The sequence below is a fragment of the Cutibacterium avidum ATCC 25577 genome (assembly GCF_000227295.1).
GTDB classification, from domain to species: domain Bacteria; phylum Actinomycetota; class Actinomycetes; order Propionibacteriales; family Propionibacteriaceae; genus Cutibacterium; species Cutibacterium avidum.
The window spans coordinates 2,452,348-2,469,422 of the sequence record NZ_JH165054.1 but is presented as its reverse complement, the minus strand read 5'-3'; the positions used below and the strand labels follow the sequence as shown (position 1 = coordinate 2,469,422).

Sequence of the window (17,075 nt, the reverse complement as noted above, 5' to 3'; positions counted from 1 at the left end):
AATGACGGTTCAGGAGACCCGACGGCTCCAACCGCGGCGCTGACGAATCGCGCCGAGGACAAGGCACACCAGATAGATGAGGAAGCTCACCGTCGTCACGTAGGGGCTGATCGGCAAGCCGGGCCCCAGGGACAGCAGGATGCCGCCCACAGCGGAGACCGTCGCGAAGATGATCGACAGCAGGGACATGGCCAGCGGATGTGCCGTCACCTTGGCGGCGGAAGCTGTCGGAGTGATGAGCAGGCTCAGCACCAGCAGGGCACCGACGAGCTGTACTGCCATAGCGGTGGTCAGACCGAGCAACAGCATGAAGACGATCGACAGGAACCGCATGGGGACCCCGCGAGCCTTGGCTGCCTCGGGATCCACTGACGCGAAGAACAGCGGTCTCCATATGATGCCCAGGCACACTGCAACGAAGATCGCGACGGCGACCAGGGTGCTCAGCTCGGTGGTGTCGACAGCGACGATCTGTCCGGTCAACAGGCCGAACTTGTTGGACGATCTTCCCTTGTAGAGGCTCAGGAAGAGCACGCCAATGCCCATGCCGAAGGGCAGCATGATGCCTATGGAGGCGTTGCGCTCAGCGGCTTTGACGCCTAACAGCCCCAGGATGAGGGCGGCTACCAGGGATCCGACGACAGCACCCTGGGTGACCGATGCATCGAAGAACAGGGCCACTGCGGCGCCCGCGAAGGAGAGCTCCGAGGTGCCGTGAATCGCGAAGGCCAGGTCGCGGGCATGGATCATCGGTCCGATGAGACCTGCCATAACCCCGAGGATGATTCCGGCGATGATCGAGCCGTGGACCAGGGGAACGAGCTGGCTGAAGCTGTCGAAGTTGATGATGGTAGAGAAATCCATGTCAGACCATCTCCTCGACCTCGGCGATCTGCGGGCCGTGCAGATGCGACGGTCTCTCGTCGTCTGCCAGCACGATGATCCGGTCGTCATGACGGAAGACCTCGACGGGGGACCCGTAGAGATCGGTGAGGACCTCAGAACGCAGCACCTCGTCGGGGGTGCCGACACGAACTTTGCCGCCAGCGACGTACACCACCCGATCGACATAGGGCAGAACCGGGTTGATCTCGTGGGTGACGAAGAGCACCCCGAGATTTCGGGTCCGACGTGCAGTGTCGATGAGCTTGGTGACCTCCTGCTGGTGGCGCAGGTCAAGGCTGGACAACGGCTCATCGCACAGCAACAACTCTGGGTCGGTGACGAGGGCTTGGGCGATGCGCAGACGCTGCTGCTCACCACCGGAGGTCATCGTCAGCGGGGCGTCGGCGAAGGCGGTGGCACCCACAGAGGCGATGGCCTCGTCAATGCGCCGACGTCGGGAGCGGCTGAACAAGCCGAATCCCCACTTGTGACCGTCGATCCCCATGCCCACCAGATCGCGGCCGCGAATCGGGGCCGTCGTCTCCAAGGAGCGTTGCTGCGGGATGTAACCGATGTGGGTCGAGCCACGACGCACCGGACGGCCGGCCACCATGGCGGTGCCGGCCGTCAGCGGAGTCTGCCCGAGCAGGACCCTCAGCAGGGTGGTCTTTCCCACCCCGTTAGGTCCCAGAACGGCGATGAACTCGCCGGGTTCCACGACGAGATCGAGTCCCGACCACAGCACCCGGTCCCCGAAGGCGACCTTGGCGCCGGTGAGTCTGGCAGGCTCGATCCTCGTGGTCGCCCAGGAGATGTCAGAGCGATGTGATGCCACGAGTGTCAGGCCAGGCCATTGTCAATGTCGGTGATGGCCTTGCCGATGAAGTCCTGGTAGGTGTCGACACCCTTCGGGAAGGTCTCCCACACGCCGACCTGCTTGATCCCGGCGCCCTTGGCAGCCTTCTGCAGCTCCTTGGTGACGGCGTCACTGGTCTGGCCGTTGACGAGGAGGATGGAGGCCTTCTTGGCAGCAATCAGCTTGGTGGTCTCGTGGACGACCTTGGTCGACGGGCCGGCCTCGGTCTCGGACTGCTCGACGAACTCCTCAGGGGTGATGTTCTTGACCTTCATGTCGTCGAGCAGGTAGCCGACCACCGGCTCGGTGGCAATGGCGGTGCTGTTCGGGTGCTTCTCGCCGACCTTGGCGGCATGGGCCTTGAGCTCATCCAGCTTGGACTCGAAGTCCTTGAGGTTCGACTCGAAGGCGGCCTTGTTGTCCGGGGAGGCCTTGGCCAGATCGGACTCGACGACCTTGGCAACCTTGCGAGCGCTGTCGATCGAGAAGAAGACGTGCTCGTTGAACTCCTCCTGGCCAGGCTTCTTGAGGCCGGAGGTCTCGACGGCGTCGATGAGGGTGGCCTTGGAAGCGGTGCTCTTGACGAGCTTCGGAGCCCAGTCGTCGTAGCCGCCACCGTTGGCAATGGCGATCTTGGCCTTCGAGAAGGCGAGCTTGTCCTTGGCGGTGGCCTCGTAGTCGTGCGGGTCCTGATCCGGGCTGTTGATGACGGAGTGGACGTTGACCTTGTCTCCGCCGATGGCCTCGGCGACCGAGCCCCAGACGTTGGTCGAGGCGACGACGTCAACCTTGTCCGTCGCAGCGGCATTGGAGGAAGCGCCTGAAGCCGCGCTCGAGCCCGAATCAGAGTTGCCGGAGCAACCAGCCATGCCCAAGGCGCAGGCGCTGATGGTTGCAAGGGCCAGAAGGCGACGATGCATGTGGTGTTCCCTTTCCAGTTCGCAAGTGAGAACCATTGTCGTCTCCGTATTGTGAATTAACAAGGCAGGGTGACCAAAGAAATAGCCAATCCACAGCCTCAACGGAGGGCAGAAAGCGCCTCAGGGCTGGAACCCCTTCCTGTGTGAGCAGCCAGCTCCGGTGACGGCTCGCCGATTCGATAACCCTGGCGCCAGCCTCTCTCTGGAGGGCCTCTCCCGGTGAAACTGTGAGGTGATGCGGCTCAGCGACGGGGGTCGATGGCGATCTTCACCCCCGCATGGCCGCGCACCGCGTCGACGGCGTCGGTCCACTGGGAGAGCCCGAAGGTGTGGGTGACGATCGGGGCCTCGTCGATGTCCCCGCGTCCCAACATCTCGACGGCGCGGTGGACGTCGGCGCGACGAGCATTCGATCCTCCCGAGACCGTGAGCTCCTGGTAGTGCACGGTGTTGGGGGTGATCGTCGCCGTTGATCCCTTGGGGAAGCCGGCGAACCAGCTCACCCGCCCGCCCGGGGCGGCAAGGTCAAGGGACTGCTCGGCCAGTTCATTGCGTCCGATGGCGACGATGACGAGGTCGGCACCGAAACCATCAGTGCGCTCGGCAACGACCTCGACGAGGTGATCGGGTGAGGTGGTGACGGCCCCCATGGCCGCCGCACGGTCGCGTCGGTCAGCGTGCTTCTCGCACAGGATGACCTGTCCCGCTCCGCATGCCAGGTTGAGCTGGGTGTGAAGCAGACCAATCGCCCCGCCACCGATGATGACGACCGTCTCCCCAGGATTCACCCCGCCATGGCGACGGTGCCCGTTGAGAACGCAGGACAGGGGCTCGGCCAGAGCCAGCCGGTTGGCCGGCATCTCGGAAGCCACCGGGATGACGTTGCCGCGAGCGACGGCTCGGGCCGGCACACACAACCAGGGAGCCAGTCCACCGTCAATCCCGTAGCCGATGAGCTCGCAATGGCTGCACAGATGCTCGCGGCCTGCCAGGCAGGCTCGGCAGGTGCCGCAAGAGACGACGATGGAGACGGTCGCCTGCTGCCCGACGGTCAGTCCTTCCACTCCTTCGCCGAGGGAGGCGATCCGTCCGGCGATCTCGTGGCCGAGGGTGACGCCGGGGCGTACCCCGGTGGTCTTCTCACCGGAGATGATCCGTAGATCGGTGCCGCAAATCGTCGTCGCCTCGACGGCCAGGACCACTTCGCCGAGCTCCGGCTCGGGAATGGGTTTTTCGGCCAGCTGAACGTCTCCGGGGCCGTTGAGGACCAGTGCTGACATGGTGTGCGTCATGTGATCTCCTTCGTCGGCTCCAGTGTCCCATTTTCGGCACGCCGGGTGCGCTGTGGCGACATCAATTATCATGGGATGTGGGAATAACACCATCAACGATGATGAGATGACAGGAGAGTCCCAGCCATGACCCGACTCGTGAACAGCCCTGATGATTTTCCGTCCCAGGCAGTCGCTGGGCTCGCCAGCGCCTTCCCGAACCATCTGAGGCCGGTGTTCGGTGGAGTCGTTCGTGCCGCCCGCACCGATCACAAGGTCGCCCTCGTCGTGGGCGGTGGATCAGGTCACTACCCGGCTTTCGCCGGCTGGGTTGGCCCGGGATTCGCTGACGGTGCCGTCTGCGGCAACATCTTCTCCTCGCCCTCCGCCTCCCAGGCCTATTCAGTCTGCAAGGCGGCGGATCGGGGAGCTGGAGTCCTCATCGGATTCGGCAACTATGCCGGCGACGTCCTGCACTTCGGGCAAGCGGCCCAACGGTTGCGCAGCGAGGGCATCGACACCCGCTGTCTGCTCGTCACCGACGACATCGCCTCGGCTGGTCCGGGGGAGCACCTCAAACGTCGTGGCATCGCCGGAGATCTCCCGGTCTTCAAGGTGACAGCAGCTGCATGCGAGGAAGGCTGCGACATCGACGAGGTCGTCAAGGTCTTCGATCGCGTCAACGAACGTACCCGCTCCTTCGGAGTGGCCTTCGCAGGTTGTACCTTGCCGGGAGCTGACGAGCCGCTGTTCCGTGTCGAGCCGGGACAAGTGGGTGTCGGTATGGGTATTCATGGTGAGCCGGGTATCCATGACGAGGCACTCGGTACGGCCGACGACGTGGCCGCCATGCTCGTCGACGGCTTGCTGGCCGACCGCCCCGAGAACCCCGGAACCCGGGTCGTCCCGATCGTCAACGGCCTCGGATCCACCAAGTACGAGGAACTCTTCGTGCTGTGGAATGACATCAGCCGTCGTCTCGAGGCGGCTGGACTGACGATCGTCGATCCGCAGGTCGGGGAGTTCGTCACTAGTCTCGACATGGCAGGCGTCTCCCTGACCCTGGTGTGGCTCGACGAGGTCATCGAACCGCTGTGGCTGGCTGCGTGCGACACCCCCGCCTACCGTCGTGGGGCTGTCGGTCAGGTCGATCTCGACACCACTCAGCTGCCCCAGGAGGCAGAACACGTTTCGGTTGCCGCTACCGGATCGCAAGCGTCCCAGGACCTTGCCGACGTCGTCGTCAGGGGGTTGGAAGAAGTGGTGAAGACCTTGTCGGAGCGCGCCAATGAGCTCGGCCGACTCGACTCAGTGGCAGGTGACGGTGACCATGGCATCGGCATGACGCGTGGATCCCAGGCTGCACTCGCCGAGGCGAAGCGGGTGAGAGGAGACGGCGCCGGCGCGGCGACCACCCTCAACGCCGCCGGTTCAGCCTGGTCCGAGCAGGCTGGTGGTACCTCAGGTGCGTTGTGGGGAGCGGTGCTGACCGCATTCGGTGCGGTACTGGGTGACGAGGACCCGGCCAGCGACGACGCCGTTCGGAAGGCTGCCCGCGCTGCCCTCGATGCCGTCACCAGGCTGGGCGGGGCGACGGTCGGCGACAAGACCATGGTTGACGCCATGGATCCCTTCGTGACGACCTTGGAATCGTCAGCGGATCCGTTGCTACAGGCGTGGGAATCAGCATGCCAGGCCGCGGAGAAAGGGACTCGGGCAACCTCTGAGATGACTGCCAAGGTCGGTCGAGCCCGCCCGTTGGGTGAGAAGTCCCTGGGCACGCCCGATCCGGGAGCGGTGTCCTTCCACGACGTGGTCGTCGCGGTCGGGTCGGTGCTGCCGTAAGTCAGCGCTGACCGACGGGAGGCTTCGCACTCCACGGGAACACGATCCACTTGTCAGTGGCCTTCCAGACGAAGTCCGGATTGATGACAGTGGTGGGCTTGGCGTAGAGCACAGCCGAGCGAACGTCGGCACCGAATCCGCGCAGCAGCTTGAGCACGAGTGCCAGGGTGCGGCCGGAATCGGCGACGTCGTCGACGACGAGGATTCGCTTGCCGCGGATGGAATCAGTGTCGAGCATCGGGGCCAGCAGCACCGGATCAGGCAGGGTCTCCTCGACATCGGTGTAGAACTCGACGTTGATGGCGTCAGTGAGCTTGACGCCAAGGGAGTAGGTGAGGGCTCCGCCCGGGATCATGCCGCCGCGAGCCACCGCGATCACGATCTCGGGATCGAAGCCCGAATTGTGGATCTGGGTGGCGAGTTCGTCGGTGGCGGCACCGAAGGTTTCCCAGGTGAGGATTTCCTTGCCCTCAAGGCCACTGGCGTCAGCATGGTAGGCGGTCATGGGCCAACACTAGCGACCTCGTGAATCCCATATCGGTTGTGTTCGAATACAGGCTGAAGGTGCGGACTCGACCGGAGGAGCCATCATGGTCAGCGTGGGCTGTCCACCCGCTCCCGTGACCGTCGAGGGGCTGGCTGATCAGCCCAGCACAAACTGCATGATGATCGCAGTGCGCCAGCTGTCCATCTTGTGTGCGATGTGAGGCAGCCGGCCCACCTCGGTGAATCCCATCGCGGAGTGGAATCCGAGACTGCCGACGTTGTCGGAGTCGATGACTGACACCAGGCTGTGCAGACCGTCGCGGCGAGCCTGCCGCATGAGTTCGGTCATGAGTTTGCGTCCGACCCCTCGACCGCGAGCAGGGGTGTCCAACCAGATCGACACCTCCGCGGTGACGTCGTATCCCTCACCGTCTCGGAAGTGATGGTAGGTCGCGTATCCGCCGAAAAGCCCGTCGACCTCCGCCACCAGGACCGGTCTGCCATCGTCGACCAGGTTGCGCCACCAGGTACGGCGGTCGGACACCTGTGAGTGGCTCACGGTGTATGAGGACGGGGTGCCCACTGCGTGGTCATTGTGGACACGCGTTGCCGCCGGCAGATCCTGTTCTTGCATCGCTCGGATGATGACGTCCATGACCGGAACAGTAACGAGCCTTGAGCGGGATTCCCGTTGGCTGTTTGCCCAGTGGGACGCCGCCATGAAGGTCACCGGCGTGCACCCGCTCTCGGTGATTGCTGACAACCAGGAACGAGGTTGAAGGATGGCTGAGGAAACACCGCCGCAAGGCCCGCGTCAGGGGAACTGAGTCCAGTTTCACGACGGGGCGGGATGTTACCGCGGGTAGTGTCCCGTTTTTCTCATGGATGTGGGTGGACGTGGGGAAACGTGCAACCCCGGTGTCGTGGTCAGGGACGTTTGGCCGTAAAGTCACCATCATGATCATCGGAATCCCACGGGAGTCACTCCCGGGTGAGAATCGGGTCGCCGCGACTCCGACGACTGTTCCCGCCCTACTCAAACTCGGCTACGAGGTGGTCGTCGAGTCCGGAGCTGGCGAACACGCCGCTCTGCCTGACCACGCGTACGAAGAGGCCGGAGCCAGGATCGTCGGACTGGGGGAGGCGTGGAAGGCCGACCTCGTGCTGGCCGTCAATGAACCCACCGACGACCAGATCGCCCTCATGCGTTCCGGCGCTGTCCTCGTCACTTTCCTTCATCCGCGTCAGGATCTTGCCCTCACCGAGAAACTGGCTGCCGTCGGCATCACCGGTCTGAGTATGGACATGGTTCCGCGTATCTCGCGTGCTCAGTCCATGGATGCTCTGTCCTCGATGGCCAACATCTCGGGTTACCGGGCTGTCGTGGAGGCTGCATTCGCGTACGGTCGAACCTTTGGCGGCCAGGTCACGGCTGCTGGCAAGGTTGCGCCGGCCAAGGTCTTCGTCATCGGTACCGGTGTCGCCGGCCTGGCCGCGCTGGGTGCCGCCAACTCGATGGGGGCCGAGGTCTACGCCACCGACGTCCGTCCGGAGACCGCCGAGCAGGTGCAGTCGATGGGTGCCACTTTCCTGCACGTGCGCACTGGTGACTCCGATCAGGGCGTCAGCTCCGATGGCTACGCCAAGGAGGCCAGCGACGATTACAACGCCCGCGCTGCTGAGCTCTACATGGAGCAGGCGGGTAAGGATGACGTCATCATCACCACGGCCGCCATCCCGGGCAAGCCGTCCCCGAAGCTCATCACCGCCGAGATGGTCGCTGCCATGAAGCCCGGCAGCGTCATCGTCGACCTCGCTGCCCTGGGTGGTGGCAACTGTGAGCTCACCCGTCCAGGTGAGTCCTACGTCACCGACAACGGCGTGACGATCATCGGCTACACCGACCTGCCGTCCCGTCTGCCGGGTCAGGCCAGTCAGCTCTACGGCACCAACCTCGTCAACCTGCTGAAGCTGGCCACCCCCGAGAAGAACGGAGAGCTCGTCCTCAACTTCGACGACGAGGTCATCCGCACCATGACGGTGTGCCACGAGAGCCAGGTGGCGTTCCCGCCGCCACCGGTCCAGGTCGCTGCTGCTCCCCAGCCGGTCGCCAAGGCCGAAACCGAGACCCCGGTTGTCCCCGAGAAGAATCCGCGTCCGTGGCCCCAGACCTTCGGCATCGTCGCTGTGCTGTCGATCGCACTCATCGCCCTGCTGACCTTCTCCCCGACGGAGTTCGTCGCCCTCTTCGGCACCTTCGCGATCGCCGTGGTCGTCGGCTACTACGTGGTGTGGAACGTCACCCATGCCCTCCACACCCCGCTGATGAGTGTCACCAACGCCATCAGCGGCATCATCATCGTCGGTGCCATCACCCAGCTCGGCAGTGAATCGTGGGGTATCCGGATCGTCGCCGCGTTGACCGTGCTCATCGCCAGTATCAACATCTTCGGCGGTTTCACGGTCACCCAGCGCATGCTCAAGATGTTCAGGAAGGCCTGATCCATGACGTCAACACTTCTCATTGCCCCGATGGCCGGGTCGTTGGTGAACTTCGTCAACGCCTCCTTCATCATCTCGGGCCTGCTGTTCATCTTCGCCCTCGCTGGTCTGTCCAAGTTCGAAACCTCGAAGAAGGGGAACGCCTACGGCATTCTCGGCATGGTCATCGCGATCATCGCCACGATCGTCGCCCTGGTGAAGCTGCCCGGATACTCCCCGGTGTCCATGGTCCTGCTCTTCATCCCGATGCTCATCGGTGGCGCCTTCGGTGTGTGGAAGGCCCTCAAGGTCGAGATGACCGGGATGCCTGAGCTCATCGCTCAGCTGCACTCCTTCGTCGGTCTTGCTGCCGTTCTCATCGGTTTCAACGCCTTCGCCGAGGAGGGGACCGGTGCCAGCACCTTCCAGCTCTCCGAGATCTGGATCGGCATCTTCATCGGTGCTCTGACCTTCACCGGGTCCCTGGTGGCCTGGGGCAAGCTGTCGGGCAAGGTTCCTTCGAAGCCGCTGACCCTGCCCGGGCGCAACTGGATCAACCTCGGCCTGTTGGTCGTTATCATCGGCTGCGGCATCTGGTTCTCCAACGTTTCCGGAGGCATCGCCTGGCTGCCGCTGGTCCTCCTGACGCTGGCCTCCCTGTTCCTCGGCTTCCACCTGGTTGCTGCCATCGGTGGCGCTGACATGCCGGTCGTCATCTCGATGCTGAACAGCTACTCCGGTTGGGCAGCCGCCTTCTCCGGATTCAGCCTCCACATCCCGGTGCTCATCGTCACGGGCGCCCTGGTGGGCTTCTCCGGCGCCATCCTGTCCTACATCATGTGCAAGGCCATGAACCGCTCCTTCGTGTCGGTCATCCTGGGTGGCTTCGGCGATGCCCCGGCCGTTGAGGGTGACGGTCCGGACGGTGAGATAACCGAGATCAAGGCTGATGAGCTGGCCTCCCAGCTGTCCGACGCGTCCTCGGTCATCATCGCTCCCGGATACGGCATGGCCGTGGCCCAGGCCCAGTACCCGGTGGCCGAGCTGGCCAAGAAGCTGCGCGACAAGGGAGTGGACGTCAAGTTCGCGATCCACCCGGTCGCCGGTCGTCTGCCCGGCCACATGAACGTGCTGCTCGCCGAGGCCCATGTGCCTTACGACATCGTCATGGAGATGGACGAGATCAACGACGACTTCGCAGACGCCGACATCGTCCTGGTCATCGGAGCCAACGACACCGTCAACCCGGCCGCCATGGATCCTGGTACCCCGATCTCGGGCATGCCGGTTCTCCACGTGTGGGAGGGCCACGAGGTCGTCGTCTTCAAGCGGTCCATGAAGCCCGGTTACGCCGGCGTCGAGAACCCGCTGTTCTTCGCCGACAACACCCGGATGCTCTTCGGTGATGCCAAGGCCAGTGTTGATGCCTTGGTCGCCGCTCTCTGAGGCACGCTGACACCCTGATTCCGACGCCCATGACCGTCCGACGGTCATGGGCGTCGGTGCATCCCCGAAGACGGATGTCATGGCGCGGCACTATGATGACAGCGAATGTCTATCAGGCCCCTTGTCAGGGCCGGAACAAGGAGAAGACGTGACCTACGTCATCGGTCTGCCCTGCGTGGACGTCAAGGATCGTGCCTGCGTCGAGGAGTGCCCCGTCGACTGCATCTACGAGGGTGAGCGCAGCCTCTACATCCATCCTGAGGAGTGCGTCGACTGCGGTGCATGTGAGCCCGTCTGCCCCGTCGAGGCCATCTACTACGAGGATGACCTGCCCGGCGATCAGGAGAAGTTCCTCGACATCAACGCCGAGTTCTTCAACGAGCTGGGTTCCCCGGGCGGTGCCGCCCGCCTCGGCCCGACCCACAAGGACCACCCGGCCGTCGAGGCCCTGCCCCCGCAGGGCGAATGAGTCGCCGTATCGTCTCAGCCAGTCTGCCCGCCTTCCCGTGGGACACCATCGCTGACGCCAAGGCCAAGGCACAGTCCCACCCCGGTGGCATCGTCGACCTGTCGGTGGGCACCCCGGTTGACCCGACTCCCCAGGTCGTCACCGAGGCCCTGACGGCGTTCAGCGACGCTCACGGTTACCCGCAGGTGTGGGGGACCCCTGCCCTGCGAGCCGGCATCTTGGACCACATGAAGCAGGTCTGGGGTGCGTCGGCACATCTCGACGAGAACAGCGTCCTGCCGGTCGTCGGGACCAAGGAATTGGTGGCCTCGCTGCCCAGCCAGCTTGGCTTGGGCCCGGACTCGAGGGTCGTCATTCCAGCCTGCGCCTACCCGACCTACCGGGTTGGTGCCCAGCTCGCCGGTGCCACCGTTCAGGCCGTTGACGAGCCCGATGAGGTCAAGGGCACCCCCGACCTCATCTGGATCAATTCGCCGGCCAACCCGTCGGGTCGCATCCTCGACCTCGACGAGATGAAGGCCTGGGTTGAACTGGCTCGCAGCACCGGAGCCGTGCTGGCCTCCGACGAGTGCTACGGCGAATTCGTCTGGGAGGGGAATTCCATCTCCGTCCTCGACGAAAGAGTCAACGGCGGTGACGTCACCGGTCTGCTCGCCTGTCTGTCGATGTCCAAGCGCTCGAACATGGCTGGATATCGTGCGGGCTTCGTCGTCGGTGACGCCGACCTCACCCAAGAGTTGCTCACCTTGCGCAAGCACTCCGGTCTCATGGTTCCGGCCCCGGTCGCCGAGGCCATGCAGGCTGCTCTGTCGGACCGATCCCACGTGTTGGAACAGGCGAAGCGCTACCAGCTGCGCCGGGACGTCCTCAAGCCCGCCCTCGAGCAGGCTGGTTTCCGGGTCGATCACTCCGAGGGATCTCTCTACCTGTGGGCGACTCATGGCGAGGACTGCCGAGCCACCCTGGACAGGCTGGCTGATCTGGGCATTCTCTGCTCACCAGGGGATTTCTACGTCGACGGTGGCTCCGACCACGTCCGCATTGGACTGACGGCCACTGACGAGAGGATCAACACCGCGGCCGAGAGGCTGTCCGAGTCTCACTGAGAGTCAGCTGCGGGCGGTGACGGTGCCGGTGACTCGGCCCGTTCCGCTGGCAGCAGGGCTCGCTGACGGGCCGGAGGCTGCACTCCATGAGGCGTGGTGCTCGGGGTCAGCACTCCAACTCGTCGTCGCGACGGTGGCGCGATCGATCGGCCCCAGATTCGTGCTCGCCATCGTCAAGGCCACTGCTGCCCGGGTCGAGACCAGGTCCGTGGCGGTGAAGGTCGCCGTCGCCCCTGTGGTCTGGATGGAGATCTTGTCGGCCATCCCCTTGCGCACCGTCTGAGTGAGCTTGTCAATCGTGGTCGTCTCGGAGGACCTGTTGACACAGGACAAGGCCGAGGGGGAGCGGCCGGTCAGCGCTGATGCCCATGCCTTGGCCAGCGGCTCGTGCTGGCGGTACGCCTCCGGGTATCCGGAGCGCTGCACCTGCTGGGCGGCGTCATTGATACTGATGTCCTTCCAGTTTCCGAACTTCACCAGCTCCTCATAGAACTTTCCGGAGGAGTACCACGGGTCCATGATCTGCTTGGAAGTTCCCCATCCCTGGGAGGGACGCTGCTGGAAGAGACCCAAGGAGTCACGATCGCCATAGTCGATGTTGCGCAGCTTCGACTCCTGCATGGCGGTCGCCAGGGCGACGGTGGCTGCATGGGCCGACAGGCCGCGTCGAATCGACTCGGCAGTGATGATGGCGGCGTTCTGGGACTGTTCCAGGTCAAGGTCGTAGGACTGGCCGGACGCTGTCACCCGGCAGCCCTCCGGCTCGACGGTGCCGAACGGGTCGACGGTCTTCCACACCTTGTAGCCTCCCCAGCCCAGCCCCGCCAGGATCGCCAACACCACGACGAGGGCAGCTATCGACCTGGCGGGATTGGTGGAACGGCGCCTGCGTCGACCCTGGGGTCGTCGCGTGGTGGCAGGGCGGGCCCGGTGGGATGAGGACTTCGTCATGTCAGTTCTGGTGCAGATCCGTGTTGAGCTCGATCTTGTGGTCGCCACGTCCGAGAGCCTTGACGACACCGGTCGTCGAGTCGCGGATGTAGAGGATGTCGTCGGCGCCGGACAGCTCCGAGGCCTTGACGACCTTGCCGTCGGGCAGGGTCACCTTGGTGCCGGCAGTGACGTAGAGGCCCGCCTCGACGACGCAGTTGTCGCCCAGGGAGATCCCGATTCCGGCCTCGGCGCCCAGCAGGCAGCCCTCTCCGATCGTCACCTGCTCCTTGCCGCCTCCTGACAGGGTCCCCATGATGGAGGCGCCGCCGCCGATGTCGGTGCCGTCACCGACGACGACACCCTGGCTGATGCGTCCCTCGACCATGGAGTGCCCCAGGGTGCCGGCATTGAAATTGACGAACCCCTCGTGCATGACGGTGGTTCCCTCGGCCAGATGGGCTCCCAGACGGACACGATCGGCGTCACCAATACGCACCCCGGTGGGAATGACGAAGTCGACCATGCGCGGGAACTTGTCGACGAGCAGGACGGTGAAGGGGGCATGGGCGATGCGCGCCTCCATGCGTGCCTTCTCCAGATCGGCCATCCGGATCGGGCCGATGGTCGTCCACGCGTTGTTGGGCAGCACACCGAAGATGCCGTCGAGGTTGATGGTGCGGGGCTGAGCCATGCGCGATGACAGCAGGTGCAGACGCAGGTAGGCGTCGGGGACGTCACCTGGTGCCTCGTCGAGATTGATGACGGTGCGCACCACCTCGGTGTGCACGTTGCGGATGGCGTCACGACCGGCTTCGGTGACCCGGTACAGGTCGTCAGGGACTTCGGATTCATCGGGGGCGCCCAGTTTGGGCTCGGGGTACCAGGTGTCCAGGACATCGCCGTCCTCATGGACGGTGGCCAGTCCCCAACCCCAGGCCTGACGGTCGGTCGGGGCGGTTTGTGAAGTCGTCGTCTGCGTCATGACCACGAGTCTAGTTGCAGGTTGGGACGACCTGACGGTGTCGGTGCCGTCACTAGGTTGAGCGGTCGTGGAAACGTGCCGCCCATGTCCTGGCCCTCCGAGAGATTCGTCATCAACGTGGACGATTCGCCCTCATCGTTGCCGTCATCGCGCTGATTGCGTACCTGGCTTTCTTCCTGGCATCTCTGGCGACCGGACTCGCCCACTCCATACCGCTCAGCCATCGATGATTGGGACGCCACGTCGGTGGCTCTCACGAACGGTTCCAATGAGTCGGTGACGGCCTCGTGCCTGTCGAGGGACCAGGTCGAGGTGGGGACCAGGACCTTTGCTGCGGGCAGCTGCCAAGTCCCTGTGGAACCGGCATCGAGGTGGTCGAGAGCCTGGTGCCAGACGGTTCAGTACAGTGAAGATCATGCAACTCGACCTCGCTGGTGACCTCCATGACCTGTTTCGCGACATCGTGGACATCCGCTCCGAAAGTCTCCATGAGGATCAGCTCGCCGACACCGTCGAGGAGTCCCTGCGAGGTTGTGGCCATCTGACGGTCACGAGGATCGGAAACTCGATCGTGGCGGCCACCAACCTGGGCCGGGATTCCCGTGTCCTCGTCGCTGGTCACCTGGACACCGTTCCGGTGGCTGACAATCTCCCCAGCCACGTCGAGACCCGCGACGACGGTGACTACCTGGTCGGCAGGGGAACCTGCGACATGAAGGGGGGAGTGGCCGTCGCACTGCATCTGGCAGCGACCCTGGCTGCGCCCAGCCGCGACGTTACCTGGGTGTTCTACGAAGCGGAGGAGATCGCCGCCGAACACAACGGGCTGCTCAAGGTGCGATCCCACGACGAGAGCTTGCTCGACTGCGACCTGGCCATCCTCATGGAGCCCACCGATGCCATCATCGAGGGAGGCTGTCAGGGGACGATGAGGTTCACCCTGACGACCGAGGGGCAGGCTGCCCATTCCGCCCGATCCTGGGCTGGCCACAATGCCATTCATGGCCTGTTGCCGATCCTCCAGATCCTGCAGGACTGGCAGGCTGACGGCGACCACCTCGTCGAGGTCGATGGGCTGACCTACCATGAAGGACTCAACGCGACGATGGTGCAGGGTGGACTGGCCGGCAACGTCGTCCCCCCAACTGCCACGGTCCAGATCAACTACCGGTTCGCCCCTGACAAGACCGCTCAGCAGGCCGAACAGATGATGCGCACCATGTTCGCCGACTGGACGATGGAGATCCTCGATCTGTCCTCCCCGGCGCGGCCGGGCCTCGACAAGCCGCTGGCTCGGTCCTTCGCCCGATCGGTCGGCACGACCCCGATGCCGAAATACGGCTGGACGGATGTGGCTCGGTTCTTCGAGATGGGACGTCCAGCCCTCAATTTCGGGCCTGGCGACGCGATGTACGCCCACAAGGCCGATGAGTGTTGCAAGTTGTCCAGCCTCGACGATTGCGCCCGAGCGCTGGAGTCGTGGCTTCGTGAGCGTTCGGAAGGAGATCACTGATGGTGTGGGCGTTGTGTGGGCTTGTCATCGTCATCATCGGACTGGCGGTGCTGGCAGCTTCTGGCAAGTTCGGGCAGGTGCCGGCGGTCGTCGATGATCGTCCGGTCCCTGACCTGCCCGAGGGCGATCTGAGCGCCGATGACCTGCGTTCGGCCCACTTCGCGGTGGTGCCGAGAGGCTATTCCATGCGCCAGGTGGATCAGCTGCTCGACCGTATGGCAGCCCAGTTGGAGGCAGCCCAAAAGGAGGATTTCGCGGACACTGCGGAGTACACCACTGACGGAAAGGGCCCGGATACGGAATAATGGGGGTTGCACCACTGCCCAGTGATTGAGGAAGAGTGACATGGCAGCTATGAAGCCCCGTACCGGAGACGGTCCCATGGAGGTCACGAAGGAGGGCCGTGGCATCATCATGCGCGTTCCAGTCGAAGGCGGCGGTCGGCTGGTTGTTGAACTCAACGCTGACGAAGCCCAGGAACTGCTCGAGTGCCTCCAGGGTGTCGTTGGCTGACGCAGACGGCTGAGAGACGGTCGTGCCCGGCTCCGAGGAGCTGGGCACGACCGCATTCACACGACTGCATTCATACGGATCTCTCAGGCGTTGTGACGATTGATGGCAGCCTTGTAGACCTCAACGGTCTGCTCGGCGATCCGTGCCCAGGAGAACTCATCGATGCAGCGTTGACGACCAGCGGTTCCGAAGGCCTCGGCGCGCTCCGGATCGCGGGTGAGGTTGTTGATCGCTGCGGCGAAGGCCGACTCGAAGCCGGCCACCTGCTCGGGGGTCGAGGAGTCGGTCGGGACCCCACCGACCAGATGGCCAGTCGTCCCGTCGACGACGACCTCCGGAATGCCACCGACTCGGGAGGCGACCACCGGGGTGGCGCAGGCCATGGCCTCGAGATTGACGATGCCCAGCGGCTCGTAGACCGAGGGACATGCGAAGACCGTGGCGGCCGAGAGCACCTGACAGACCGACGGACGCGGCAGCATCTCCTCAACCCAGATGACCGGGGCCTTGCGGGAAGCCCGCACCTCGTCGAAAGCCGTCTTGAACTCCTCACCGATCTCGGGGGTGTCCGGCGCTCCTGCCAGCAGGACGAGCTGAGTGTCGGGATCGAGGTCGGCAGCGGCGCGCACCAGATGAATCAGACCCTTCTGACGGGTGATGCGTCCCACGAAGACCACCGACGGGCGCTCCGGATCCATGCCGATCTCGCGGCAGACGTCGGTCTCGGTGACGGGGTGGAACTCCCCGGTGTCCACGCCGTTGCGCACCACGTGTACCTTGTCCGGGTCGAGTTCCGGGTAGGCGCGCAGCACGTCCTTCCGCATACCATCTGAGACCGCGATGATGGCGTCGGCGGCATCGTAAGCCGTCTTCTCGGCCCATGAGGACAGCCGGTATCCGCCACCGAGTTGTTCGGCCTTCCACGGCCTGTCGGGTTCCAGGGAATGGGCGCTGATGACATGCGGGACGTCATGGAAGACGCCGGCCAGTAGACCAGCGAGATTGGCGTACCAGGTGTGGGAATGGACGAGATCGATCTCGTCAGGGATCGCATTGACCATGGACAGGTCAGCTCCGAAGGCCCGCAGCGCGCCGTTGGCGCCCTCCGGGTAGTTCTCGGCATGGGCGGTGGCTCCCTCGCGTGGCTCTCCCATGCACTGCACATCGACGTCGATGAGGTTGCGGAGATGGGGGACGAGTTGCGCGACGTGGACGCCAGCGCCTCCGTAGATGGTAGGAGGGTATTCGCGGGTCATGACGGACACGTACATGGCTTGATCGTCCCACAAAGACGGCGCCGACAGGTCAATAGGGTGGCCTTGTCGTCAACGAATCAGAAACTCTCCACGACAGTGACCGTTTGGGGTCG

General features: G+C 64.3%; 18 protein-coding genes. 9 read left to right on the top strand and 9 right to left on the bottom strand.

Going from position 1 to position 17,075, the window contains the following annotated elements; translation table 11 throughout:
- Nucleotides 1-9: 9 nt before the first annotated feature.
- The 4 genes from HMPREF9153_RS11090 to HMPREF9153_RS11075 all read right to left on the bottom strand — a co-directional run bounded on the left by HMPREF9153_RS11090 (nucleotide 10) and on the right by HMPREF9153_RS11075 (nucleotide 3,953).
- Nucleotides 10-864, bottom strand: a complete 855-nt coding sequence (locus HMPREF9153_RS11090) for a metal ABC transporter permease (RefSeq protein WP_004811946.1) — start codon at nucleotides 862-864, stop codon at nucleotides 10-12.
- 1 nt (nucleotide 865) lies between these two features.
- On the bottom strand, nucleotides 866-1,720 hold the full coding sequence (locus tag HMPREF9153_RS11085; protein WP_004811945.1) for a metal ABC transporter ATP-binding protein: 855 nt from the start codon (nucleotides 1,718-1,720) through the stop codon (nucleotides 866-868).
- A gap of 5 nt (nucleotides 1,721-1,725) precedes the next feature.
- Nucleotides 1,726-2,661 carry a metal ABC transporter solute-binding protein, Zn/Mn family gene (locus HMPREF9153_RS11080; RefSeq protein WP_036979836.1) on the bottom strand — a complete coding sequence of 312 codons (936 nt, stop codon included), beginning with the start codon at nucleotides 2,659-2,661 and terminating at the stop codon, nucleotides 1,726-1,728.
- Between the two features lie 242 nt (nucleotides 2,662-2,903).
- Nucleotides 2,904-3,953 carry an alcohol dehydrogenase catalytic domain-containing protein gene (locus HMPREF9153_RS11075; RefSeq protein ID WP_036979833.1) on the bottom strand — a complete coding sequence of 350 codons (1,050 nt, stop codon included), beginning with the start codon at nucleotides 3,951-3,953 and terminating at the stop codon, nucleotides 2,904-2,906.
- Between the two features lie 126 nt (nucleotides 3,954-4,079).
- Here HMPREF9153_RS11075 and HMPREF9153_RS11070 point away from each other — a divergent pair, with 126 nt between their 5' ends.
- Nucleotides 4,080-5,777, top strand: a complete 1,698-nt coding sequence (locus tag HMPREF9153_RS11070; RefSeq protein WP_004811942.1) for a dihydroxyacetone kinase family protein — start codon at nucleotides 4,080-4,082, stop codon at nucleotides 5,775-5,777.
- Nucleotide 5,778: 1 nt separating this feature from the next.
- Here HMPREF9153_RS11070 and HMPREF9153_RS11065 read toward each other — a convergent pair whose 3' ends face one another.
- Together HMPREF9153_RS11065 and HMPREF9153_RS11060 are read right to left on the bottom strand one after the other, a co-directional pair.
- Nucleotides 5,779-6,282: a phosphoribosyltransferase gene (locus HMPREF9153_RS11065; RefSeq protein WP_004811941.1), complete on the bottom strand. Its 504-nt coding sequence runs from the start codon at nucleotides 6,280-6,282 to the stop codon at nucleotides 5,779-5,781.
- Between the two features lie 138 nt (nucleotides 6,283-6,420).
- Entirely contained in the window at nucleotides 6,421-6,918 is a 498-nt protein-coding gene (locus tag HMPREF9153_RS11060; protein WP_004811940.1) for a GNAT family N-acetyltransferase, read from the bottom strand.
- Between HMPREF9153_RS11060 and HMPREF9153_RS12815 the strand changes: the two genes are divergently transcribed.
- From HMPREF9153_RS12815 to dapC, 5 genes are all read left to right on the top strand, one after another.
- Nucleotides 6,917-7,042, top strand: a complete 126-nt coding sequence (locus tag HMPREF9153_RS12815) for a hypothetical protein (RefSeq protein WP_004811939.1) — start codon at nucleotides 6,917-6,919, stop codon at nucleotides 7,040-7,042. The genes HMPREF9153_RS11060 and HMPREF9153_RS12815 overlap by 2 nt on opposite strands.
- Nucleotides 7,043-7,220: 178 nt before the next feature.
- On the top strand, nucleotides 7,221-8,765 hold the full coding sequence (locus tag HMPREF9153_RS11055; RefSeq protein WP_036902317.1) for a Re/Si-specific NAD(P)(+) transhydrogenase subunit alpha: 1,545 nt from the start codon (nucleotides 7,221-7,223) through the stop codon (nucleotides 8,763-8,765).
- A gap of 3 nt (nucleotides 8,766-8,768) precedes the next feature.
- Nucleotides 8,769-10,190 (top strand): NAD(P)(+) transhydrogenase (Re/Si-specific) subunit beta, encoded by a 1,422-nt coding sequence (locus HMPREF9153_RS11050; protein ID WP_004811937.1) that lies wholly within the window; start codon nucleotides 8,769-8,771, stop codon nucleotides 10,188-10,190.
- A gap of 148 nt (nucleotides 10,191-10,338) precedes the next feature.
- Nucleotides 10,339-10,659, top strand: coding sequence for a ferredoxin (fdxA, locus tag HMPREF9153_RS11045; RefSeq protein ID WP_002514074.1), 321 nt, complete (start codon nucleotides 10,339-10,341; stop codon nucleotides 10,657-10,659).
- Nucleotides 10,656-11,765, top strand: a complete 1,110-nt coding sequence (dapC, locus tag HMPREF9153_RS11040) for a succinyldiaminopimelate transaminase (protein WP_004811935.1) — start codon at nucleotides 10,656-10,658, stop codon at nucleotides 11,763-11,765. The genes fdxA and dapC overlap by 4 nt, the downstream gene beginning before the upstream one ends.
- Nucleotides 11,766-11,768: 3 nt before the next feature.
- On the opposite strand, the gene HMPREF9153_RS11035 is transcribed toward dapC, so the two are convergent.
- Both HMPREF9153_RS11035 and dapD read right to left on the bottom strand, forming a co-directional pair.
- A complete protein-coding gene (locus tag HMPREF9153_RS11035) occupies nucleotides 11,769-12,716 on the bottom strand; it encodes a hypothetical protein (RefSeq protein ID WP_023032482.1) in 948 nt (315 codons plus the stop codon).
- A 1-nt stretch (nucleotide 12,717) separates the two neighbouring features.
- Nucleotides 12,718-13,680, bottom strand: coding sequence for a 2,3,4,5-tetrahydropyridine-2,6-dicarboxylate N-succinyltransferase (gene dapD, locus HMPREF9153_RS11030; protein WP_015583082.1), 963 nt, complete (start codon nucleotides 13,678-13,680; stop codon nucleotides 12,718-12,720).
- Nucleotides 13,681-14,095: 415 nt separating this feature from the next.
- Between dapD and dapE the strand changes: the two genes are divergently transcribed.
- Genes dapE through HMPREF9153_RS11625 form a run of 3 tightly spaced genes read left to right on the top strand, consistent with a single transcriptional unit; the run spans nucleotide 14,096 to nucleotide 15,706 of the window.
- Nucleotides 14,096-15,193, top strand: coding sequence for a succinyl-diaminopimelate desuccinylase (gene dapE, locus HMPREF9153_RS11025; RefSeq protein WP_023032483.1), 1,098 nt, complete (start codon nucleotides 14,096-14,098; stop codon nucleotides 15,191-15,193).
- Nucleotides 15,193-15,498 carry a DivIVA domain-containing protein gene (locus HMPREF9153_RS11020; RefSeq protein ID WP_004811929.1) on the top strand — a complete coding sequence of 102 codons (306 nt, stop codon included), beginning with the start codon at nucleotides 15,193-15,195 and terminating at the stop codon, nucleotides 15,496-15,498. Before dapE ends, HMPREF9153_RS11020 begins: the two co-directional genes overlap by 1 nt.
- Before the next feature lie 40 nt (nucleotides 15,499-15,538).
- Entirely contained in the window at nucleotides 15,539-15,706 is a 168-nt protein-coding gene (locus HMPREF9153_RS11625) for a DUF3117 domain-containing protein (protein ID WP_004811928.1), read from the top strand.
- A gap of 83 nt (nucleotides 15,707-15,789) precedes the next feature.
- On the opposite strand, the gene glgA is transcribed toward HMPREF9153_RS11625, so the two are convergent.
- Entirely contained in the window at nucleotides 15,790-16,977 is a 1,188-nt protein-coding gene (gene glgA, locus HMPREF9153_RS11015) for a glycogen synthase (RefSeq protein WP_004811927.1), read from the bottom strand.
- Nucleotides 16,978-17,075: the final 98 nt, after the last annotated feature.